The sequence below is a fragment of the Haloarchaeobius baliensis genome (assembly GCF_052060055.1).
In the GTDB taxonomy this organism is placed as follows: domain Archaea; phylum Halobacteriota; class Halobacteria; order Halobacteriales; family Natrialbaceae; genus Haloarchaeobius; species Haloarchaeobius baliensis.
On record NZ_JBPPFR010000001.1, the window covers coordinates 1973869 to 1994935 of the forward strand.

Annotated in this window: 19 protein-coding genes and 1 pseudogene; 13 read left to right on the top strand and 7 right to left on the bottom strand. The window is 67.6% G+C overall.

Annotated elements, in window-relative coordinates; all coding sequences use genetic code 11:
* From ACSG06_RS10090 to ACSG06_RS10100, 3 genes are read right to left on the bottom strand one after another with little or no spacing between them, the layout of a single operon-like run.
* Complete coding sequence (locus tag ACSG06_RS10090) at positions 1–555, bottom strand: poly(R)-hydroxyalkanoic acid synthase subunit PhaE (protein WP_440990131.1); 555 nt, start codon at positions 553–555, stop codon at positions 1–3.
* Between the two features lie 47 nt (positions 556–602).
* On the bottom strand, positions 603–1091 hold the full coding sequence (locus tag ACSG06_RS10095) for a hypothetical protein (RefSeq protein ID WP_440990132.1): 489 nt from the start codon (positions 1089–1091) through the stop codon (positions 603–605).
* Positions 1084–1410, bottom strand: a complete 327-nt coding sequence (locus ACSG06_RS10100; protein ID WP_440990133.1) for an AbrB/MazE/SpoVT family DNA-binding domain-containing protein — start codon at positions 1408–1410, stop codon at positions 1084–1086. The genes ACSG06_RS10095 and ACSG06_RS10100 overlap by 8 nt, the downstream gene beginning before the upstream one ends.
* 220 nt (positions 1411–1630) lie before the next feature.
* Between ACSG06_RS10100 and ACSG06_RS10105 the strand changes: the two genes are divergently transcribed.
* The 7 genes and pseudogenes from ACSG06_RS10105 to ACSG06_RS10135 form a co-directional block, all read left to right on the top strand.
* Positions 1631–2293 carry a MaoC family dehydratase gene (locus ACSG06_RS10105; RefSeq protein WP_440990134.1) on the top strand — a complete coding sequence of 221 codons (663 nt, stop codon included), beginning with the start codon at positions 1631–1633 and terminating at the stop codon, positions 2291–2293.
* Between the two features lie 245 nt (positions 2294–2538).
* Positions 2539–3429 carry a DUF726 domain-containing protein gene (locus tag ACSG06_RS10110; RefSeq protein WP_440990135.1) on the top strand — a complete coding sequence of 297 codons (891 nt, stop codon included), beginning with the start codon at positions 2539–2541 and terminating at the stop codon, positions 3427–3429.
* 151 nt (positions 3430–3580) lie between these two features.
* Positions 3581–4750 carry an alpha-1 4-glucan-protein synthase gene (locus ACSG06_RS10115; protein ID WP_440990136.1) on the top strand — a complete coding sequence of 390 codons (1170 nt, stop codon included), beginning with the start codon at positions 3581–3583 and terminating at the stop codon, positions 4748–4750.
* A gap of 45 nt (positions 4751–4795) precedes the next feature.
* On the top strand, positions 4796–5941 hold the full coding sequence (locus ACSG06_RS10120; protein WP_440990137.1) for an extracellular solute-binding protein: 1146 nt from the start codon (positions 4796–4798) through the stop codon (positions 5939–5941).
* A 3-nt stretch (positions 5942–5944) separates the two neighbouring features.
* Complete coding sequence (locus ACSG06_RS10125) at positions 5945–7567, top strand: ABC transporter permease (protein WP_440990138.1); 1623 nt, start codon at positions 5945–5947, stop codon at positions 7565–7567.
* Positions 7557–8708: an ABC transporter ATP-binding protein gene (locus tag ACSG06_RS10130; protein WP_440990139.1), complete on the top strand. Its 1152-nt coding sequence runs from the start codon at positions 7557–7559 to the stop codon at positions 8706–8708. The genes ACSG06_RS10125 and ACSG06_RS10130 overlap by 11 nt, the downstream gene beginning before the upstream one ends.
* A gap of 250 nt (positions 8709–8958) precedes the next feature.
* Positions 8959–10695: pseudogene (locus ACSG06_RS10135) on the top strand (DUF7846 domain-containing protein); the annotation flags it as partial.
* Between the two features lie 203 nt (positions 10696–10898).
* Here the strand turns inward: ACSG06_RS10135 and ACSG06_RS10140 are convergent.
* On the bottom strand, positions 10899–11648 hold the full coding sequence (locus tag ACSG06_RS10140) for a dolichyl-phosphate hexose transferase (protein WP_440990140.1): 750 nt from the start codon (positions 11646–11648) through the stop codon (positions 10899–10901).
* A 59-nt stretch (positions 11649–11707) separates the two neighbouring features.
* On the bottom strand, positions 11708–12058 hold the full coding sequence (locus ACSG06_RS10145) for a VOC family protein (protein WP_440990141.1): 351 nt from the start codon (positions 12056–12058) through the stop codon (positions 11708–11710).
* Positions 12059–12149: 91 nt separating this feature from the next.
* Between ACSG06_RS10145 and ACSG06_RS10150 the strand changes: the two genes are divergently transcribed.
* Positions 12150–12806, top strand: coding sequence for a DUF998 domain-containing protein (locus ACSG06_RS10150; protein ID WP_440990142.1), 657 nt, complete (start codon positions 12150–12152; stop codon positions 12804–12806).
* A gap of 70 nt (positions 12807–12876) precedes the next feature.
* Entirely contained in the window at positions 12877–14514 is a 1638-nt protein-coding gene (locus ACSG06_RS10155; RefSeq protein ID WP_440990143.1) for a potassium channel family protein, read from the top strand.
* A gap of 39 nt (positions 14515–14553) precedes the next feature.
* Here the strand turns inward: ACSG06_RS10155 and ACSG06_RS10160 are convergent, their stop codons facing one another.
* Complete coding sequence (locus ACSG06_RS10160; protein ID WP_440990144.1) at positions 14554–15546, bottom strand: hypothetical protein; 993 nt, start codon at positions 15544–15546, stop codon at positions 14554–14556.
* A 115-nt stretch (positions 15547–15661) separates the two neighbouring features.
* On the opposite strand from ACSG06_RS10160, the gene ACSG06_RS10165 reads away from it, so the two are divergent.
* Positions 15662–15940 (top strand): UPF0058 family protein, encoded by a 279-nt coding sequence (locus ACSG06_RS10165; protein WP_440990145.1) that lies wholly within the window; start codon positions 15662–15664, stop codon positions 15938–15940.
* 92 nt (positions 15941–16032) lie between these two features.
* Positions 16033–18462 carry a DUF7527 domain-containing protein gene (locus ACSG06_RS10170; protein WP_440990146.1) on the top strand — a complete coding sequence of 810 codons (2430 nt, stop codon included), beginning with the start codon at positions 16033–16035 and terminating at the stop codon, positions 18460–18462.
* A 15-nt stretch (positions 18463–18477) separates the two neighbouring features.
* Here ACSG06_RS10170 and ACSG06_RS10175 read toward each other — a convergent pair whose 3' ends face one another.
* Positions 18478–18783: a hypothetical protein gene (locus tag ACSG06_RS10175; RefSeq protein ID WP_256300334.1), complete on the bottom strand. Its 306-nt coding sequence runs from the start codon at positions 18781–18783 to the stop codon at positions 18478–18480.
* A gap of 190 nt (positions 18784–18973) precedes the next feature.
* On the opposite strand from ACSG06_RS10175, the gene ACSG06_RS10180 reads away from it, so the two are divergent.
* Both ACSG06_RS10180 and ACSG06_RS10185 read left to right on the top strand, forming a co-directional pair.
* Positions 18974–20350, top strand: coding sequence for an adenylosuccinate synthase (locus ACSG06_RS10180; protein WP_440990147.1), 1377 nt, complete (start codon positions 18974–18976; stop codon positions 20348–20350).
* A gap of 484 nt (positions 20351–20834) precedes the next feature.
* A complete protein-coding gene (locus ACSG06_RS10185) occupies positions 20835–21029 on the top strand; it encodes a methytransferase partner Trm112 (RefSeq protein ID WP_256300338.1) in 195 nt (64 codons plus the stop codon).
* Positions 21030–21067 lie beyond the last annotated feature (38 nt).

Below are 21067 nucleotides of genomic sequence, written 5' to 3' on the forward strand. Positions count from 1 at the left end.
TTACTCCTCCACGTGTTCGAGGACGCGGTCGAGCTTCTTCTCGACCGCGTGCTGGCGCCGTTCGAGCTCGACGAGGCGGTCACCGATCTCCTCGACGTCGCCCTCGGTGGCGAAGCCGAGCGTGTGGAGCGTGTCCTCTGCGGCCTCGTCGGCCTGCTGCTGCATCTCGAGCATCTGGCCGACGCTGGAGCCGGTCCAGGCGGCGAACGCGCTCGTCGACATGACCTCCTTGAACGCCTGGTTCGCCGTGTTGAGCCAGATGTCGCGGAACTCCTCGTACTCGACCTCCTCGCCCTGCATGCCGTCCTCGGTCCGCTCGATCATCTGCTCGGCGGCGTCCATCCAGGCCTCGTAGGCGCGCCTGTAGCCCTCGACGCTCTCGTCGAGGTCGCCCATCTCCTGGCCGGTCCCCTCGACCGTCTCGGACCACTGCTCCACGAACTCCGCCTGTGCCTCCATGTTCTTCTCCATCGCCTCGAAGAACTGCTCGTTCATGCGCGAGACGAAGTCGTTCCACTCGGTCGGTACCGTCGATTGGGGGTATGAGTCTGTCATTGTCTGAAGATGGGTTTCGCTGGTTATAAAAGGACTCGTCGGGGCGCTCAGGCCGAGAGCTCCTCGGCGGCGTCCTCGAACTGCTCGCTGGCCTCCTCGAAGTTGCCCTCGATGCGTTCGTGGGCCTCGAGGAACGAGTCGAAGGAGCTGTCGACGACCTCGGTGTAGCTGTCCGCGTACTGGTCGAAGGCGTCGGCGTTCTCCTCCATGGCCTCGACGGCTGCCTCCATCATGCGGGCCTGGTTCTCGGTGAGCGCGTCGTACTGCTCGTCGAGCAGCTGCTCGAACTCCGAGAGGTCCATGGAGCCCTCGGGCAGCATGGACTCGACGGCGTCGAAGTACGCGTGGAGCGCCTTCTTCGACAGGTCGGCGTTCTGCTCGCTGAGCGACTGGTACTGCTCGACGGACTCGGTCATCTGTGCGACCGCTTCCTTCTGCGCCTCGACGACGTCGTGGGTCGCCTGCTGGCTGCTCTCGAGCATCGTGCGCTGCATCTGGAAGACGGGCTTCATCGGGTTCTGGGTAGTTTCACTCATCGGAATCACCGTTGTTGCGTTTGACTGGGATGACTATCGTCTGGACGATGTCGCCTTCGCCGATGTCGAGCGCCTCGCGCTCGGCGTCGGGGATACTGATGCGACCACTGCTCTGGACGCGGGTCTTGAACATCGCCGCGCCACGGCTCATCGCGGTCAGGTCGGACATCGTGTCCGACCCGCCGGCCCCGCTCTTGAGGAACTGTTCCCACAGCTCCGACTGGGATCCCATCATCTGCTCGCTCGCCTCCTTCATCTGCTCCTGCATCTGCTGGAACATGAACGGGGACCACGGCATCTGCGGCGAATCGTCCGTCATCACACTGTGATACACCGGCCAGTGGCATAAAGATTCCGCTGAAAACCAGAGAGAACCATCGAATGGTATTGAGTGGGTGCGAGCGTTCCGGTCTCCCGGGGAGATAGCAGTTCGGTACCGTACCACACGAGAGTATCTGTCCGTGGATGTACGGAAACGGCCGGTGCGAACCTTGGCGCAGCCAAAGGAGTGATACGCACGCCTGTCTTAGGAGGGCAGCATGGGTGAACGAGAGACCCACGTAGCGTCGCCCTTTGCAGCGATGGCGACGGCGTGGACCAGTTTCGCGGAGAACGCCGTCAAGGGGGCAACAGCGGCGAATCGAGCGGCGTTCGCGGCCTTCGCGCCCGGAGTGGAGGCGACGTCGGTAGCCACGGAGGATACGACGACGAGCGAGGAGGACGAGGTCGTCGAAGCGTCCGTGCCGTCGGTGGTGTACGAGCACGCCGACTGGACGTTCGAACGCACCGTCGAGGAGGCCGAGGACATCACCGTAGGTGACACCGTGGTGTTCTCGAAGAAGCTCGACGAGGAAGACGTTCGCGCGTTCGCGGCCGCGAGCGGCGACACGAACCGGCTCCATCTCGACGACGAGTTCGCGGCGGAGACACGGTTCGGCGGCCGTATCGCACATGGGACGCTCGTCTCGGGGCTCGTGAGCGCGGCGCTCGCCCGACTCCCAGGCCTGACGATCTACCTCTCGCAGGAGCTGACGTTCGAGGCGCCCGTCGGCATCGGCGACCGGGTGACCGCGACGGTCGAGGTGCTGGAGGACCTCGGGAGCGGCCAGTACCGGCTCTCGACGGTCATCGAGGACGACGAGGACGAGCGGGTCGTCATCGACGGCGAGGCGGTCGTCCTCATCGACGCGCTCCCAGAGTAGGTTCCGACGGTCGCGGAGCGGTGACCTGCGGAGCGGTGTCGTACAGACAGGTGACGTGCAAAGAGGTGACGTGGAGTTCGGCTGCCTGCCTCGACAGATTGTGGTCGGCAACCGACGTCACCTGCTGGTGGCAGTGTCGCACCACGCCGGGCGCCCCGTGCAGTATTTTAATCAGGAACAGAGTTAAATTTTATTTTCCTGGCTTCCATCGGGTTTTAAATCTCCTCCCCTGGATGCGATTGGTAATGTCACACGGGCATGACAGCAGGCAACACGGTGCACAGAACCTCAGTCGACGACGCTTCCTCGGCGCAGGAGCCACGGCCGTGGCGGGAACGGGCCTCGCCGTCGGCGCCGCGGGGACCGCGGCGGCAGCTGACACGTACCCGCGGGTGACCACGAGAGGACACTACGACATCACCTGGTACGGCTCGGTCTACCTCACCGACGGGCACACCGAGTGGGACTACGACACCGCCGGCGACATCCCCGGACTCGACTCGGCGGCCCCTGACGAGCTACTGGTGCACGTCCACGGCTGGATGAACGAACCCGACAGCGCCATCGAGGGCTTCCAGACCGCCGAGACCGCCTACCGCAACAACGGCTACGACGGTGCGGTCATCGGCTTCAGCTGGGACTCGGACTCCAGCGTCTTCGGCTGGTGGGACTCCACCGAGATCGCCGAGGAGAACGGCAAGAAGCTCGCCAACTTCGTCAACCAGTACCGGACGGCGAACCCCGATACGACCATCCGGCTCGTCTGTCACTCCCTCGGCGCGCGGGTCACGCTCCGCTGCATCGAGGTGCTGAACGCGAACGGCATCACCGACGCGGTGCAGTCCGTCTCGCTGCTCGGCGGGGCCGCAGACAACGACGCCGTCTCGACGGGCGGCCGCTACGGCCCCGACCTCGCGGGTGCGGTCGGGCAGGTGGACAACTACTGGAAGTCCGACGACGACGTGCTCAACTGGGCGTACACGACCGCCGAGTGGGACTCCGCCGTCGGCGAGGAGGGCTGTGAGGGCACCCAGCCCGGCAACTACCAGGACCACAACGTCGACTACGTCCCCGACCACTACTCGTACTACGAGCCCGGCGAGGGCTGTATCGGCGAAGTCGTCCCCGAGTGGTAGCGACAAACCGACCGACGGCACGGAGTCAAACCGCCATTTTTCGCGGTGTAGTCCGGCCTCGCGGACAGCCTGGCGTCGAACGGGACGGTTTCTTAGGTCGCCCTAAGATAGATAGACTTTTAGGCCGCCCTAAACAGGTTCGTAGTAAGCGATGACAACAGCGGACATCTGCGTCGTCGTCCCGACCATCCGCGAGTACGAGTGCATCCGTTCGTACGTCGCAAATGCGCGGGACCACGGCTTCGAGACGGACAGACTCCACTTCGTCCTCGTCACCGAGGACTTCTGTGACGCCGACGCCATGCGGGAGATGCTCGACGACCTCGACGTCTCCGGCCGCGTGTTCGACGAGTCCGACCGCGAGACGTGGTACGATGAACACGGGATCAGCGAGTACAGTCACCTCGTCCCGGCGGCGAGCCACGCCCAGACCTCGTTCGGCCTGCTGTACCTCTGGCACGACGAGTTCGAGTACGGCTTCTTCATCGACGACGACACGCTGCCCCACGACGACCACGACTTCTTCGGCAAGCACATGGCCAACCTCGCCTACGAGGGCGAGATCGAGCGCGTGGCCTCGGACGAGCAGTGGGTGAACGTGCTCTACGAGAACGCGGACGAACACGGCCTCTACCCGCGTGGGTACCCCTACGCCGCGATGGACGAGACCGTGGAGACGGACACCACGACCGTCGACCACGTCGTCGCCTCGCAGGGCCTCTGGACGAACGTCCCGGACCTCGACGCCGTCCGCATCCTGATGGACGGCGACCTGGAGGGCCAGGCCCAGACCCGGACGACCGCCGCGGACTTCGGCGAGCAGTTCGTCGCCGCCGAGGACAACTACCTCACCGTCTGCTCGATGAACCTCGCCTTCCGCCGCGAGATCGTCCCGGCGTTCTACCAGTGTCCCATGGACGACAACCCGTGGAACGTCGGACGGTTCGACGACATCTGGTCGGGCGTCTTCCTCAAGCGCGCCGCGGACGTGCTCGGTGGCCAGGTCATCAACGGCGACCCGCTGTGCGAGCACAACAAGGCTCCGCGCTCGACGTTCGACGACCTCGCGAACGAGGTCGCCGGGCTGGAGTGCAACGAGCACTTCTGGGAGGTCGTCCACGGCGAGGGCGCGGACGCCGACACCTACGCAGAGGTCATGGCCGCCATGGCCGACGCGCTCGTCGAGGGCGAGTTCGACGACTACCAGAACGGCGAGTTCCTGAACTACGTCGGCGAGTACTGCCTCGACTGGCTCGACTGCCTCGACGAACTGTCGCCGGTCGCGGGCCACGAGCCCGTCGCGGCGACGGCCGACGACTGAGCTGTATCGGCAGGTATAAAACATTTAGGCAGGCCTAAACCAACTATGAACCACAACGACCACGACTCCACCGACTCACGCGTCGACCGTCGCCGCTTCCTCGCGGCGGCGTCGGCGACCGGCATCGCGGCATCTGCTGGCTGTATCAGCTCACTGACCGGCGACGACGACGACAGCGGCGGCGAACTCGGCCTCATCGGCTCCGGGATGGACGGCCGTCCCGCGCCCGGCGGCACACCGATGGCCGACATGCCCGACCTCTCCGGCACGCTCACGCTCTACTCCGGACGTGGCGAACCGCTCGTCAACACGCTGCTCGGCTACATCGAGGACCAGTACGAGGACTTCACGGTCGACACGCGGTACGAGGCCTCGACCACGCTCGCGAACCAGATCGAGACCGCCGGGAACGCCAGCGAGGCAGACGTGTTCTTCTCGGTCAACGCCGGTGCGCTCGGCCTGCTGGCCGACGCGGGCCTGACCGTCACGCTCCCCGACGACATCCAGGAACACGTCCCCTCGCAGTACCGCGCCGACGGCGGCGCCTGGGTCGGGACCTCCGGCCGTGCCCGGACCATCCCGTACAACACCGACGAGCTCTCGGAGTCCGACGTCCCCGACGACATCATGGCCGTCCCGGACGCCGACTTCGCCGGCGACATGGGCTGGGCACCGAGCTACGGCTCGTTCCAGGGCTTCCTCACCGCGATGCGGGTCATGAGCGGCCGCGAGGAGACCAAGCAGTGGCTCGAGGCCATGCTCGACGCCGGCGTCACCCGCTACAGCGACGAGTTCATCGTCTCGCGTGCGGTCGCGAACGGCGAGCTCAGCGCCGGCTTCGCGAACCACTACTACATCCAGCGCGTCCTCGCCAACGACGAGGATGCCCCCCTCGCGACGGCGTTCACCCAGAACGACGCCGGTGCCATCTTCAACGTTGCCGGCGCCTGCGTCGTCAGCAGCACCGACGACGAGGACCTCGCGACGAACTTCGTCCGGCACCTGCTCTCGGCCGAGGCCCAGGAGTACTTCGCAACACGTACATTCGAGTACCCACTCATCCCCGAGGTAGAACCCGTCGGCGACCTCCCACCCGTCGACGAACTCGCGACGCCCGACTTCGACCTTGCACAGCTCTCCGACATCGGGCCGACCATCGATCTGATGCGCGAGGTGGGGATACAGGTCTAGGTGATGGCAGTCGAGCAGCACGACTCAAGCACGGCAGACGAAGGCGGAGAGAGCGGCGAGAGCGGTGCGTACCCGCTCGGCCTCTCGCTGGCGAGCGCCGCCGTCGCCGCCGCCGTCGCCAGTCCGTTCGTCTGGGTGCTGCTCGCCGCCTCGAACGTCCCGTTCGACGTCGCACTGGACATCATCACGCGCGAGACGACCGTCGCGGTGTTCGTCAACAGCACCGTGATGGTCACCGGCGTCACGTTCTTCTCCATCCTGCTCGGGGTCCCGCTCGCGTTCCTGACCGTCCGGACGAATCTCCCCGGCAGACGCATCTGGACCATCCTCGTCACGCTGCCGCTGGTCATCCCGAGCTACATCGGCGCGTTCGTGTTCACGAGCGCGTTCGGTGAGGGCGGCGACGTGAACGAGTTCCTCGCCCCGCTCGGCGTCCCACGGATACCGGACATCACGGGGCTCGAGGGCGCGGTGCTCGTCATCACCCTGTACACGTACCCGTACGTCTACATCACCGCCCGTGCCGGGCTGAAGACCGTCGACACGACGCTCGTCGACGCCGCCCGGACGCTCAAGCACACGCGACTGCAGGCGATCCGCCGGGTCGTCCTCCCGCAGCTCCAGCCCGCCATCGCGGCCGGTGCGCTGCTGACCGCGCTGTACGCCCTCTCCGACTTCGGGACCCCCGCCATCATGGGGTACAACGTGTTCACGACGGTCATCGAGTCGGCGACGCGCCGCGGCGGTGGCCTCGACCGGGCGGCGCTCCTCTCGCTCCAGCTGCTCGCCGTGACGGTGTTCATCCTCGCCGTCGAGAACCGCACGCGGAACAACGAGAAGTTCGCGGGCGGCCGACAGGGGGGACAGGCGTCGCTCGCCAGACTCGGCGCGTGGCGGTGGCCCGCGCTGGCGTTCTGTTCGCTCGTGGTGCTCGTCGCCATCGTGCTCCCGGTGGTCATCCTCGTCGGCTGGCTGCTCGCCGGGCCGGAGCCAGGGTGGCGGGTGCCGTTCCAGCTGTCGAACCTGACCAACTCGCTCAAGCTCTCGCTCGCGGCCGCGCTCGTCGCGACCCTCGCTGGCCTGCCCATCGCGTACCTCTCGGCCAGACACGATACCCGCGTCGGCCAGCTCACCGAACGGCTCAGCTACTTCGGCTACGCCGCGCCCGGCGTCGTCGTCGCGTTCGCGCTCATCTACCTCTCGACGCGCACGTTCCCGAGCCTGAACCAGGCCCTGCCCCTGCTCATCTTCGCCTACGTCGTCCGCTTCCTGCCCCAGTCGGTCGGCTCGACCCGGGCGTCGTTCCTGCAGGTGAACCCGGCGCTGCCGGAGGCAGCCCGCACGCTCGGGCGCACCTCCGTCGGTGCGTTCAGGTCGGTGACGCTCCCGCTGGCCGCCCCCGGCCTGCTCGGTGGCGCGGCGCTCGTCTTCCTGACGACGATGAAGGAGCTGCCGGTGACGCTGCTGCTCCACCCGACGGGGTACGAGACGCTGGTGATGCAGGTCTGGCAGGCCCACCGGAACCAGGCGTTCTACGACGCCGCCGTGCCGGCGCTCATCCTGCTGGGCGTCTCGGCGGTCTCGATCTTCGTCATCCTCTCACAGGAGGGATACGATGTCAAGTGACGCAACGATAACTGCAGACGTGGAGACGGTGTACGAGCGCCCGTCCGTCGAGGACGGCGAGCCGGTGCTGGAACTCGACGACGTGTCGAAGGCCTACGGCTCGGAACTGGTGATCGACGGGCTCTCCCTGTCGGTCCGCGAGGGCGAGATACTGACGATGCTCGGCCCGTCGGGCTGCGGGAAGACGACGACGCTCCGGCTCATCGCCGGCCTCGAACGGCCCGACCGGGGCGCGATCCGTCTCGGTGGCGACCCCGTCTCGGGCGGAGGGAGCTTCGTCGTGCCGGAACAGCGCGGCGTCGGCGTCGTCTTCCAGGAGTTCGCGCTGTTCCCGCACATGACCGCCGCGGAGAACGTCGCGTTCGGGCTGACCGACATGGACGACGAGGAGACGGCCGAACGCGTGGACGAGATGCTCGACCTCGTCGACCTGCAGTCCCACCGCGACGCCCACCCGGACGAGCTCTCCGGCGGCCAGCAGCAGCGCATCGCCCTCGCCCGCTCGCTCGCGCCGGAGCCCGAGATGCTCCTGCTCGACGAGCCGTTCTCGAACCTGGACGTCGACCTCCGCGTGGAGATGCGCGAGGAGGTGCGACGCATCCTGAAGGAGGCCGGCGTCACCGCCGTCTCCGTCACGCACGACCAGGAGGAGGCGATGAGCATCTCCGACCGGGTCGCCGTGATGTCGGAGGGACAGCTCGAACAGGTCGGTCGGCCGGAGCAGGTGTTCCAGCACCCCGAGTCGCGCTTCGTCGCGGGCTTCCTGGGCCACGCCTCGTTCCTCTCGGGCTACGTCCACGGCGACGAGGTCGAGACCGGCGTCGGTCAGGTGGAACGCCGGATGATACACGGCCTCGCCGGCGAGTACGACGGCACCCGCATCGACGTGCTGGTGCGCCCGGACGACATCCAGGCCCGCCCCCTCGCCGACGGGGAGGAGTCGAACGGACGGGTCGTCTACCGGCGATACCTCGGCCCGACCATCCTCTACCGCGTCGAGCTCGACAACGGCGACGTCGTCGAGTGCATGCACAACCACACCGACCAGGTCGACCTCGACGAGTCCGTCCGCGTCGACCTGACCGCGGACCACGACCTCGCCTGGTTCCCCGCCACCGACGAGGACGGCTCGTTCCGCTGAACAGATGGCCGGCCCCCTGCCCGACCGTCTCACGCGACCCCGCGTGCCGACCCTCATCCTCGCTGCGCTCGCGGCGGCCGTCGTCCTGTTCGTCGCCACCGAGCTGTTCCCGTACCACTCCGCGAACCACGACGAGGGCGTCTACCTCCATCAGGCGTCACTGCTGCTCGACGGCCGGCTCCACGCGTACCCGCCCGACGGGCTGACCGAGGCGTTCAGACCGTGGTTCTTCATCACCGAGGGCGACTCGATGTACCCGAAGTACGCGCCCGTCCCGTCGGCGATGTTCGCACTGGGGATGGCGCTGGGGGAGCCCAGGCTCGCGCTCGCAGCGGTCGCTGCGGGCATCGTCGCCCTCACCGTCGCGCTCGCGACGGAGGCGTTCGACCGGCGCGTCGGTGTCCTCGCCGGTATCCTCGTGCTGCTGACGCCGACGTTCCTCCTCACCACGTCGGTGTTCCTGCCCTACGCGCCGACGACGTTGCTGAACCTCCTGTTCGCGCTGTCGTACGTCCGGGCGCACCGCCGCGGCTCGCGCCGGTACGCCGTGGTCGCCGGCGTCGCCGTCGCGCTTGCGTTCTTCGCGCGGCCGTACACCGCCGTGCTGTTCGCGCTCCCGTTCGTCGGCCACGCCTGCTGGACGCTGGCGACGGCGTACCGACGGTCGGATCGCTCGCGGGACGCCCTCCTGGCGAACGGCTTCGTCGCCCGGAACCTCGTCGTCGCGGCGCTCGGGATCGTCGGCGTCGCCACGACGCTGGGTTACAACTGGCTCCTGACCGGCGACCCGGTGGTGTTCCCCTACGCCGCGTTCGCGCCGCTCGACGGCCTCGGCTTCGGACAGCGGCGCATCCTGAACCACGATCTGGTCTACACACCGACGCTGGCGGTCCGGACGAACGTCGTCCTGCTCTGGGAGTCGGCCACCAGGTGGACCGTCGGCGGCTGGGTCGGCACGGCCGCGTTCCTCGCCGGAGCAGCCGTGTGGCTCGGCCGCCGTGCCGATTTCCTCCCCGGAACCGACACCGGCGCGTCGCCGCGGCTCGACCGACCGCACTGCTCGGACGACTGCCTCGCCCTCCTGCTGCTCGCAATCGTCCCCACGGTCTGTGTCGGCAACCTCGCGTTCTGGGGCACCTACAACGTCAGCTCCGGGCCGGACGAGTTGGGCGACGGGCTGCTCTCGCTGTTCGGGCCGCTCTACCACTTCGACCTCGTCGTCCCGCTCGCTGTGTTCGGCGCGTTCGGCGTCGTCGCCGCGGTCGACCGGCTCCGTGCAGTCGTCGCGGACCGTCGCTCGGAAGCCGCCGCGCGGGTCGTCCTCGCCGCCCTGCTGGTCGTCTCGCTCCCGGCCGTCGGCGTCGCGGAGCGGAACGCACTCGACGACCCGGTCACGGAGCACGCCGGGACGACCGAGAAGTACGGCACCATCTACGAGCCCGTTCTGGGGCAGGAGTTCGACGACGCGGTCGTGTTCGTCCCGACGCCGTACGGCGACTGGCTCGCCCACCCGTTCCAGACACTCCGGAACGACGCCGGCTACGACGGCGACGTGGTGTACGCGCTCGACCGCGACCCCGAGAGCGACTTCGCGGTGCTGGCGGCCACGGGGAACCGGACCCCGTACCGGTTCACCTACCACGGCGAGTGGGTGCCGGACGCGACCGACCGGCCGATCGGGAAGCTCGAACGACTCGAGATCCGCTCGGGGGAGCAGCTCTCTGGGACGACCCGCATCGCCGTCCCGTCGGGTGCCAACAGCGCCATCGTCCGGCTCGAGGGTGACGGCGAGGTCCGCGAGTTCGTCGTCGAGGACGGGCTCGGCGAGCGCCTCGCCGCGAACTGGACCGTCGGCCCCGACGGGCTCCGACTCACCGAGGACGGCGTCCGGGCGCTGGGCGAGAACGGGTCGGTGCCGCTGAACGACACGACCGAGTTCGCCGTGGCGGTCGTCCTGACCTACGACGGTGGCGCGACGCTCACCTACCGCCAGGAGTTCGACGCTCGACGGACGGCCGACGGTGTCGCGGTCGTCTGGCCGCCGGAGTCGTCGGTCTGCCGGCTCGTCGTCGACTGCGGACTGGAGGGCACGTACCTGCCCGACCACCCGGACGAACACCTCGGCGGTGTGTGGATGGACGGGACGCTGACGGCGGCGGCCGGCAGCGAAAACGAGAGTGTCGCGTCGCCTCAGAACCGAAGTCGTTCGCCGAGCCCGACCGTCAGGATGGACTTCCCGATGGCGGCGCCACCACCGATCGGATCGAGCTTCGTCTCCCCGCGGCGCTCGTCGTACTCGATGGGCGTCTCGATCACGTCGTAGCCGCGCATCGCCGGCCGGATCAGGAGTTCGGCCGAGAGGCCGGTGTTCTCTGTCCAGGTGATGTCCTGGACGACCTCGCGACGGTACGCACGCATCCCGGTCGTGGTGTCGTGGACGCGCTCGCCCATGAGCACCGATGCCAGCGCCGCGAACGCGTGGTTGCCGAAGCGGTTGAACGCCGGCATCGCCTCCGCACCGTGGTGGAGTCGGTCGCCCGAGACCACGTCGTAGCCCTCGTTGACGAGTTCGAGGAACCGCGGGAGCGCCTCCATCGGGTACGTGTCGTCGCAGTCGGTGGTGACGACGATGGGGCGGTCGGGCGTGAGGACCGCCTCGCGGACGGCGACGCCGTAGCCCTGTGGCTCCTGCTCGATGACGGTCGCACCGTGCTCGCGGGCGACCTCGGCGGTGGCGTCGTCGGAGCCGTCGACGCAGACGACCTCGGCCCGGCCGTCTGTGACCGCGGCGATGTCGGTCAGCACGTGTTCGATGGCCGCTTCCTCGTTGTAGGTGCCCATCACGACCGCCACGTCGTCGAAGGTGAAGGGCGGGTCGTCTGTCCGGTCTGCGCCGTCCTCGCCCTCGTCGGACGGGTCCACCGTAGAGTGCTCGCTCATCGGCTCTGGCTTACCGATGCGCCTACTTTAGGCTTGCCAAAAAGTTCGGCCGTCGCGGGTCAGACCGGCTCCGTCTCGTGCAGGAACGTCTGGAACTCCATCGTCCGGCCGTCGGGGTCCGTCGCGAAGAAGTTGTAGATGTCGAACGCCTCGGTCACCGACGGCTCGTCGCGGGCCCGGTCGGCGAACCGGTCGTAGAACGCGTCGACCCCCTCGCGGTCCTCGGTGACGAACGTGAGCACGCCCTGCGTCTCGGTCTCGTCCGCGTCACAGAAGCCGAAGAGCAGGTTGTCGTACTGCAGGATGGTGCAGGCCGACTGCTCGAGCCACACCTCCGCCCCGACCTCCTCGACGTAGAACGCCGCGGTCTCCTCGTACGATTCGCTCCCGAAGAACACGAGTCCGGACATGCCCGAGGCTGGGGTCGCCGTCGGTAAAACGGTTCGTGCGTGTTGCCCGAGTTCACACAGGTATTTGTCGCTGGGGCGAAAGCTACGGTGCATGACCGACACGCGTCGCATGCTGACCTACTTCGGACTCGTCGCCCCGGCCGTCGCCCTCTCGATGATGCTGCTCGCCACGTTCATCGACCCGCTGTTCAGCTGGCAGTCGCGCTCGCTGTCGAGCATCGGCGAGGCGACGGGACGGTCGCTGTTCGCGCTCGGGACCGCGGACCAGCTCGCGTTCGTCCTGTTCAACGGCGGCCTGCTGTTCGGCGGCATCGTCGGCCTGCCGTACGTCGCCCGCCTCTGGAGCGAGACGATCAACGGCATCGAGAAGGCCGGCGTCGTCGCCTTCACGCTCGCACTGCTGTTCATGACCGGTATCGGCTACGCCTACCTCGACGGCCCGGCGAACGCGCTCCACTTCCCGTTCGCGGCGGGCTTCTTCCTGCTGCTCACGGTCGCGCTGCTCGTGTTCGGCACCGGCTTCGCCCTGGACCGGAACGCGACGGTGGGCGTCGCGACGATGTGGCTCGGCATCGCCCACCTGTTCACCTGGGTCGTCTGGGTGCTGCTGGAGGCGATGGTCTGGACCGGCGACGGCGACACCTGGACCTACTTCGCCGTGCCCGAGGCCATCGGCGCGGTGCTGTTCGGCGGCTGGGTCATCTGGACCGCCCGCACGCTGCTGCGCGACGGCTCGCTGCCCACGTAACCCCGTCTCCCGACCCGTCTCGACTGCCGCGACGTACAACAGTTATCCCCGTAGAGCGTAACGCCCGGACATGGACAAGTGGCAGCGCCGGACCGCCTACTATCTCCTCATGCTGACCGGCGTCATGCTGGTCTACGCGGTCATCTACGACTACGGGATGAGCGTGTACGAGTCCGAGCCCGAGACGTTCCTCCACTCGTTGCAGGTGGTCGTCGAGACGTTCACGACGACCGGCTTCGGCTCCGACGCGCCGTGGCAGACGCCGGAGATGAACCTGCTCGTCATCATCATGGACACGACGGGCGTGTTCCTCATCTTCATGGCGCTGCCCGTGCTCGTCTTCCCGCTCATGGAGGACATCCTCTCGACGACGGTGCCGACGACCGTCGACGACAGCCTCACCGACCACGTGGTGGTCTGTACGTACACCAGCCGTGCGGACGCCCTCATCGCCGAACTCGACGCGTGGGGCGTGGAATCGGTCATCCTCGAACCCGACCGCGCCACGGCCGTCAAGCTCCACGAGGACGGCTACGACGTCATCAACGCGGACCCGGAGAGCACCGAGGGTCTTGAGGACGCAGGCGTCGAGCGCGCCCGGGCACTCGTCGCGGACGTCTCCGACGAGGTGGACGCGAGTATCGTCCTCGCGGCCGGCGAGGTCGGCGGCGAGGACCTCCAGGTCGTCAGCGTCGTCGAGGACCCGGAGAGCGTCTCCTACCACCGGCTGGCCGGCGCGGACGAGGTGCTCTCCCCGCGCCCGCTTCTCGGTCGGGGACTCGCCTCGAAGGTCACGACCGGTATCTCCACGGAGCTCGGCGACGCCATCGAGATCGGCGACGACTTCGACATCGCCGAGCTCCCCATCCATCGGAAGAGCGAGCTCGTCGGCAAGACGCTCTCCGAGAGCGGCATCCGCGAGCAGGCCGGCGTCAACGTCATCGGCGCGTGGTTCGACGGCGAGTTCCGCAGCCCGCCGGACCCCGACGCCGAGCTCGACAACGGCACCGTCCTGCTCGTGACCGGCCGCGAGGACCAGCTCCAGACGCTGAAGGAGCTCACCCTCTCCCGCGTCAGGGAGTTCCGCCGCGGGGAGACCATCGTCGTCGGCTACGGACAGGTCGGCACGACAGTCGCGGAACGGCTCACCGAGGCAGGCGTCTCCTATCGGGTCATCGACCTCGAGCAGAAGTCCGGCGTCGACGTGGTCGGCGACGCCCTCGAACCGGATGTCCTCCACGCGGCCGGGCTCGAGGAGGCCCGGACGGTGGTGCTCACGCTCCCGGACGACACGACGACCGAGTTCGCCACGCTCGTCATCCGCGACGAGAGCCCCGAGACGGAGGTCGTCGCCCGCGTCACCGAGAACGAGAGCGTCCAGAAGATGTACCGTGCCGGCGCGGACTACGTCCTCTCGCTCGCCTCGGTGAGCGGCCGGATGATCGCCTCGACCATCCTCGAGGGCGAGGACGTGCTCTCCATCGACCAGCAGGTCGACGTCGTCAGGACCGAAGCTGTGGGACTCGTCGGCCAGACCCTCGAGGAGGCACAGGTGCGAAAGCGGACCGGCTGTACGGTCGTCGGCGTCGAACGCGGTGGCGAGGTCATCACCGACCTCGGCCCGTCGTTCCGCGTCGAGGCGGGCGACGAGCTCATCGTCGCCGGTACCGATGCCGGAACCAACCGGTTCACCGAACTCTGCTGTTGAGAACACGGCGTCGATTGCCAGCGAACGCGGCGCTGGCTGCTAGTTCGAGTCCACCACCCGCTTGGGTCCGCGTCCGCGGAGCGTCCCGGCCTCGTTCGAGATCTCTGTCCGTCGGAACCGCCAGACGCGCGCGCCGTCCCCACCTTCGACGACGTCGACCTGCTTCAGCCCGGTCTTGATGCAGTTCCACCAGCCAGAGGTCGAGCCGTACCCCGCCGGGTACTCCTCGTACAGCGCGTCGACGAAGTCCGACCGACGGGCTCGGTCGGCGTCCTTGAGGTAGGCGAGTGCCGCGCCGACGGCCTCCTGCCGGGGCTCGACCTTCTCCGGCGAGCGGCCGGGCACGTCGAGGTCGTCGAGGTCCGCGATGTCCTCGCCGGGCGAGACGTCGTCGCTGCTGACGGCGATGCTCGTGTTCGACTGGTAGCTCAGCCCGGTCGTGGGGTCGCGCCCGAGCCGCTTGCGCGTCTGTGCGACGGCCCGGCGGGCGAACTCGTCGAGACGTTCACCCTCGACGCCCGCCAGCACGTCCGCCTCCTCGTTCAACCGCTCGTCGGTGAACCGCTTGACCTGTTCGGGACGGAAGTTGCCGCCGAGGTCGTCGGGCTCGGTGTCCGGCCCCGACTTCGGCACCATCGTCTCGCCGGTGCCGCCGGTCTCGACCGGCTCGCTCGTCGTCTCGCCCCCGTCGGCCGTCGCTGGCCGGGCGTCGTCGGCATCGTCCCCGGTGTCCGCCGGCGACGGGCTCTCCCCCGCCGCTGCCGACGGGTCCGTTGCCGTCGTCGCCTCGGTGTCGGACGGGCTCGCCTGCGGCTCGCCGGTCGTGCTCTCGGCGACCTGCTCCTCGAGTTCCGCGACGCGGGCGGCGTACTCCGACAGCAGCTGGTCCCGTTCGGTCCCCTGCTCGATGGCCGCACGGTTCCCGATTATCCAGTCGAGGTACTCGGGGATGTCCTCGAACCCGAGCAGGTCCGTCTCCATGTCGAGTTTCTCGACGGTCTCCTCGGGAACGTCGAGGCGGATTGTCGGCATTTGTTCCCCGGTACGTCGGTCGGTTATAAAAATTGTGGCCTACGGCACTCGGCGGCGGCTTGCCCCGCTGAGCGCCACAACAATCCTTAAATCGGCCAATACCTTACACCGATTCATGCACAAGGACGAGCTCCTCGAACTCCACGAACAGATGGTCGAGATCATGGAGCACTTCGAAGCAGCGGGCGATGGCAAGGACGAGCTGTTCCAGCAGTACCACGACCTCGACGTCGACCCGTCGGACGTGCACAAGTCCAAGAGCGAGCACAAGCACGCCGTGTTCGTGCTGGGCAACGCACTCGCGAGCGTGATGAGCGAGGACGAGTTCTCCAGCGCCGGCCGCATCCAGAAACGGATGGAGGAGCTCGCGGACGACGCCGAATCGAAGATCTGAGGCCGTTCTTCGGGCGCTGCCCTCCGTGATGGGGGGTCCTACAGCGGTGAATCCCCGGAAACTATTTGTCCCGCATGCGGTTGTAACCGTATATGGATTCGCGCAGGGTAGAGCGCGTCGAAGACTGGGACTCCCGTCCGTTCTCGGGCGGCTTCGAGGAACTCCGCACGCTCGCGGACACGGAGTTCTCCGGCGCCGTGACGACCGGAACGACCTGGCTGTTCATGCTGAACGGTCGGATCATCGGGGTCTTCGACGGGACTATCGACGACTTCGACGGCTCGTCGGGCACGACCTACGAGGCACCCCATCCGTCCGTGCCGCTCCTCTTCGCGATGCAGGAGACGGGCGGCCAGGAACGGGCGAACTACTACACCAACGACACACCGGTCTCGGAGGCCGACTCGACACTCACATCGGGCAACTTCACGGGCTACATCGAGCTCTCCGAGAACGTTCTCAGCGGCGACTACTACGTCGTCTACTACGGCGGTCGGTCGATGAGCTGTGCGTTCATCGGGAACCAGGAGCGCCTGCACACGGGCGACGAGGCGTTCGAGCGGGCCGACGACGAGGTCGGCATCTACACCGTGATGGACGTCGACATCGAGGTGACGGACATCCCGAGTCCCGAACCCGAACCAGAGCCCGAACCCGCGGACGACGCCGGTGACGCTGCGACCGGTGCCGCGGCGGGTACGACCGCAGGTGCCGCTGTGGACGGGACGTCGGACCAGTCCGGCGGTCAGGTGGAGCCCACCGACGACCCGGTGGTCGCGGACCCGGCACCGGACGAGGGGGCCGAACAGGCGGAGCCGGCGCCAGGCGGACAGGCCACCGACGAGCGGCCACCCGCGACGGGCGGACAGACGGCTGCGGTGGACGACGAGACGGTCAGCACGGACGAACAGCACGCCACCACCGACGAGCCGGTCGTCCGGGACGCGGAGCAGTCTGGACGCGACCAGCGCGACCCCGGGAACGGACGGGGCGCGCACCCGTCGAGTGGGGCGGAGCCCGACGACAGCCGGCCAGCGGAGGAGACATCCGCGAACTCGCGTACGGCGCGATCGCGGGAGACGGGAGCCGACCCGACCCAGCCCGTCGGTGAGGCGGGTGCGGCGAGTCCGGCCGCGACCGACGACACCGACTCCGAACCGGTCACGACGACCGTCGAGGACGACCACGACCCCGTCCAGATACCCGACGAGGTACTGGAGGAGGTCGAACGCGAAGCCGCTGCCGAGGAGGGCGAGGACCCGGTGTTCGAGGAGGAGGCCGAGTGGCGCGAGACGCGCTCGATCCCCTCGATCAACCCGGATCACTCCGAGTCACCGGACCGCTCGAAGTCGGCCAGCCCGGAGCCGACGGCGGGCCGACAGAGCCGACGACAGCGACAGGCGCGCGCCGACACGACGCAGTCGAGCAGTGACCCGTCCAACAGCACCAAGACGCCCACCACGAGCGCGAACCAGCCCACGAAGACCGGTCGCCAGGCGAGACGCACCGAACAGCAGTCGACACCCACCACCGACAGCGGGACCAGCGACGAGCCGCTCGAACGGGAGATGCTCCAGCGCGAGGACAAGATCGACCGGCTCCAGCAGCGGCTCTCGAACGTCGAGGAGGAGCGCACCGAGCTCCGCGAGGAGCGCGACCAGCTCGCCGACGAGAACGCGGACCTGCGCGGTGAGGTCGAGGAGCTAGAGGCGGAGATCGCAGAGCTCGAAGCCGAACTGACCGACCTCGAGGCGGAGGTCGCGGCCCAGCGCGGGCCGGCCGCCGACGCCGGCACGCAGCTGACGCCACAGCAGGCGCTCGAGGGGACGAACCTCTTCGTCCGCTACGGCTCGAAGGGGGAGGCGACGCTGGACACCGCACACGACGGCGAGGCGGACGCCGATGCGGTGAACACGAACCTCCGCATCGAGCATCACACGCAGTTCGAGGCGGACGACGCCGCGGTCGACGGCCAGTCGTACGTCGACTTCCTCCACGACAGCATCGAGTTCCGGTTCGTGGAGTGGTTCGTCCGCGACCTGCTGTACGAGATCCGCGACACGGGCAACGCGAGCGCGATGAGCGATCTCTACGACGCCATCCCGGAGGCCGACCGCGCCGAGCTCGACGGTTCGGTGTCGCTCCGGTACGACGAGGACGGCAACGAGCAGCGCGAGCAGACCACGTTCGACGTCGTCGTCCGCGACCGGATGGGCAACCCGCTGGTCGTCGCGAACCTGAACGACTCGCGCGACCCGACGACCGAGGAGATGATGGTCGACCTGCAAGAGCGTGCCTCGCGGGTCAAACGGACCAGCGAGAGCCTCGCCGGCGCGGTCGTCGTCACCGCCTCGTTCTTCGACCCCGGGGCGCTGGAGACTGCCTCCGAGGCGACGAGCGGGAGCTTCCTGAGTCGGGACTCGAAGAAGAGCTTCGTGAAGCTGTCCCGAAAGTCGGGCTACCACCTCTGTCTGGTGGAGTCCCGCGGTGGGGAGTTCCACATCAACGTGCCGGAGCTGTAGGAAGACGGAAACCGTTCAGTTCTCGATCTCGGCTGCGTCGTCTATCTTCATCCCGTTCATCTTCTCGACGATCTCGTCGATCTTGCCGTCGAGCTCCTCGACGAACTCGAGCGTCCGGTCGGTCGTGATGGCGCCCTGGCTCGAGGGCTCGATGAGGTTCTCCTCCTCGAGGACGCGGAGGGAGTAGCGGACCTTGTGGTGCGGGTAACCGGTCTCGTTGGACATCTTCACGATACCGATAGGCTCGTTCTCGATGACCATCTTCAGCACCTGCAGATGCCGTTCCAGCATATCGACTTCCTTCTCAAGTCGGTCTATCATGGCATTTGTTAACTTGTCGTATGGGGTTTTAAACCTTATTGTGCGAACACGGCGAGAAGCGTAGCAAACCGGAGGTAGCAGTGGTTCGTGTATATGTCTTCTGGTCCGTGGGACCACGACACACCAGCGGGCGGCCGGACCCGCCGTATCGAAATCGGTTTACCGACCGCTGGAGAATCGGCGCGTGTAAATGACCGTAACCATTGTCGGGTCGCAGCTCGGCGACGAGGGCAAGGGCGGTGTCGTCGACCTCTACGGCGACGGGGCCGACATCGTCGTCCGCTATCAGGGCGGCGACAACGCGGGCCACACCGTCGTCTACGGTGGCACCGAGTACAAGCTCTCGCTCGTCCCCAGCGGGGTCGTCCGCGGTAAGGTGGGCGTCCTCGGTAACGGCTGCGTCGTGAACCCGGCGACGCTGTTCGACGAGATCGCTGACCTGCGCGACCGGGGGCTCGACCCCGACGTGCGGGTGGCCGAGCGGGCACACGTCATCCTGCCGTACCACCGTGTGCTCGACGGCATCGAAGAGGAGGTAAAGAGCGAATCCGACCAGGAGGTCGGCACCACCGGGCGCGGCATCGGGCCGACCTACGAGGACAAGGCGGGCCGACGCGGCGTCCGCGTGGGCGACCTGCTCGACCCCGCGGTGCTCCGCGAGCGACTGGAGTACGCCGTCCCGCAGAAACGCGCGCTCGTCGAGGAGGTCTACGGCCTCGACATCGACGACCTCGAGAACCCGGCGGCGTTCGACATCGACGCGCTGTTCGAGGAGTACCGCGAGTACGGCGAGCGACTCGCCGAGCAGGGGATGCCAGTCGCCTGCGGCGACTTCCTCGCCGAGGCCATCGACGAGGGGAAACAGGTCATGTTCGAGGGCGCACAGGGCACCCTCATCGACATCGACCACGGCAGCTATCCCTACGTCACGTCGTCGAACCCGACCGCCGGCGGCGCGACCACCGGCACCGGTCTCAGCCCGGGCATCATCGGTGGCGGCGAGGTCATCGGCATCGTCAAGGGCTACCTCTCGCGCGTCGGGAGCGGCCCGATGCCGACGGAGCTCGCCGGCGTCGAGGGCCAGACCGCCGACTACGACGGCGACGCCGGCGAGGAGGAGGAGGCACTCGCCACCTACATCCGCGACGAGGGCGGCGAGTACGGCACCGTCACCGGCCGTCCCCGACGGGTCGGCTGGCTCGACGTGCCGATGCTCCGCCACGCGACCCGCGTCAGCGGCTTCACCGGCCTCGCCGTCAACCACGTCGACGTGCTCGCCGGCATGGACGAGGTGAAGGTCGGCCACAGCTACACGCTCGACGGCGAGGAGCTGCTGACCATGCCCTCGACGACCGAGCAGTGGGCCCGCTGCGAGGCGAACCTCCGCACGTTCGACGGCTGGCCCGAGGTCGACTGGGACGCCGTCGACGACTGGGCGGACATCCCGGAGAACGCGCGCACCTACCTCAGCTACCTCTCGGACGAGCTCGAGACCGACATCTACGCCGTCGGCACCGGCCCGGACCGCGAGGACACCGTCATCCTGCAGGACCCGTACGACACGTAGACGGGACTGCTGGACGGTGATCTTCCTTCGATGAATCAGCCTCCCGACCAGCTGGCAGGCGAGCGTGCCGAGCGTAAGCGAGGCCGCTCGCTGAACTCGTGCGAGGGACGAGAAGCCCGGTTCGAGAGAGCGGAGCTCTCCCGTCATCACCGGAACTCTCCGAGTTCCGGTTAGCAGCCAGCAATCTACGATTTCTGGGGACGCAATCGCCTGGAGAGGCGTGAGGTGCGGGGTGGGACTGAAAGGGGCGAGCGTCTCGACGAACCCCGACGCAACAAGCACCGGAACGGAGTGAGGAGCACAGCAAGTCGTGGGAATCGAGACGCTCCGGGCGATCCGGCTGTTCGTGGTCAAAGCAACTTCCACGATTCCTGAAACGTCTGAGACAGTCGCAGAAACCACATCCTCACACCCACACACGAATCCGACCACGTTCGAACACGGTTCCCGAAGCCTTTTGCTCTCCCTCTCCGACGCAGTGGGTATGAAAGAATCCATGATGGACATCCTCTGCTGTCCGATGGACAAGGCGGACCTCGAACTCGAGGTCGACCGCGAGGACGAGGACGAGATCGTCTCCGGCACGCTCACCTGCACGGAGTGCGGCGAGACGTACCCCATCGAGGAGGGCGTCCCGAACATGCTGCCGCCGGACATGCGCGACGACGTCCCCGCGTAACACGGTCGCTGACTCGAATCGCACGGACAGACCACACA

Excerpts from the sequence above, each read along its gene's own strand:
- ACSG06_RS10105 (WP_440990134.1), top strand. The coding sequence starts at position 1,631 with ATGGGTGAACGAGAGACCCACGTAGCGTCGCCCTTTGCAGCGATGGCG.
- ACSG06_RS10160 (WP_440990144.1), bottom strand. The coding sequence starts at position 15,546 with ATGCCGACAATCCGCCTCGACGTTCCCGAGGAGACCGTCGAGAAACTC.
- ACSG06_RS10150 (WP_440990142.1), top strand. The coding sequence starts at position 12,150 with ATGACCGACACGCGTCGCATGCTGACCTACTTCGGACTCGTCGCCCCG.
- ACSG06_RS10120 (WP_440990137.1), top strand. The coding sequence starts at position 4,796 with ATGAACCACAACGACCACGACTCCACCGACTCACGCGTCGACCGTCGC.
- ACSG06_RS10145 (WP_440990141.1), bottom strand. The coding sequence starts at position 12,058 with ATGTCCGGACTCGTGTTCTTCGGGAGCGAATCGTACGAGGAGACCGCG.
- ACSG06_RS10095 (WP_440990132.1), bottom strand. The coding sequence starts at position 1,091 with ATGAGTGAAACTACCCAGAACCCGATGAAGCCCGTCTTCCAGATGCAG.
- ACSG06_RS10175 (WP_256300334.1), bottom strand. The coding sequence starts at position 18,783 with ATGATAGACCGACTTGAGAAGGAAGTCGATATGCTGGAACGGCATCTG.
- ACSG06_RS10165 (WP_440990145.1), top strand. The coding sequence starts at position 15,662 with ATGCACAAGGACGAGCTCCTCGAACTCCACGAACAGATGGTCGAGATC.
- ACSG06_RS10090 (WP_440990131.1), bottom strand. The coding sequence starts at position 555 with ATGACAGACTCATACCCCCAATCGACGGTACCGACCGAGTGGAACGAC.
- ACSG06_RS10170 (WP_440990146.1), top strand. The coding sequence starts at position 16,033 with ATGGATTCGCGCAGGGTAGAGCGCGTCGAAGACTGGGACTCCCGTCCG.
- ACSG06_RS10115 (WP_440990136.1), top strand. The coding sequence starts at position 3,581 with ATGACAACAGCGGACATCTGCGTCGTCGTCCCGACCATCCGCGAGTAC.
- ACSG06_RS10140 (WP_440990140.1), bottom strand. The coding sequence starts at position 11,648 with ATGAGCGAGCACTCTACGGTGGACCCGTCCGACGAGGGCGAGGACGGC.
- ACSG06_RS10110 (WP_440990135.1), top strand. The coding sequence starts at position 2,539 with ATGTCACACGGGCATGACAGCAGGCAACACGGTGCACAGAACCTCAGT.
- ACSG06_RS10130 (WP_440990139.1), top strand. The coding sequence starts at position 7,557 with ATGTCAAGTGACGCAACGATAACTGCAGACGTGGAGACGGTGTACGAG.
- ACSG06_RS10155 (WP_440990143.1), top strand. The coding sequence starts at position 12,877 with ATGGACAAGTGGCAGCGCCGGACCGCCTACTATCTCCTCATGCTGACC.
- ACSG06_RS10185 (WP_256300338.1), top strand. The coding sequence starts at position 20,835 with ATGAAAGAATCCATGATGGACATCCTCTGCTGTCCGATGGACAAGGCG.
- ACSG06_RS10180 (WP_440990147.1), top strand. The coding sequence starts at position 18,974 with ATGACCGTAACCATTGTCGGGTCGCAGCTCGGCGACGAGGGCAAGGGC.
- ACSG06_RS10125 (WP_440990138.1), top strand. The coding sequence starts at position 5,945 with ATGGCAGTCGAGCAGCACGACTCAAGCACGGCAGACGAAGGCGGAGAG.
- ACSG06_RS10100 (WP_440990133.1), bottom strand. The coding sequence starts at position 1,410 with ATGACGGACGATTCGCCGCAGATGCCGTGGTCCCCGTTCATGTTCCAG.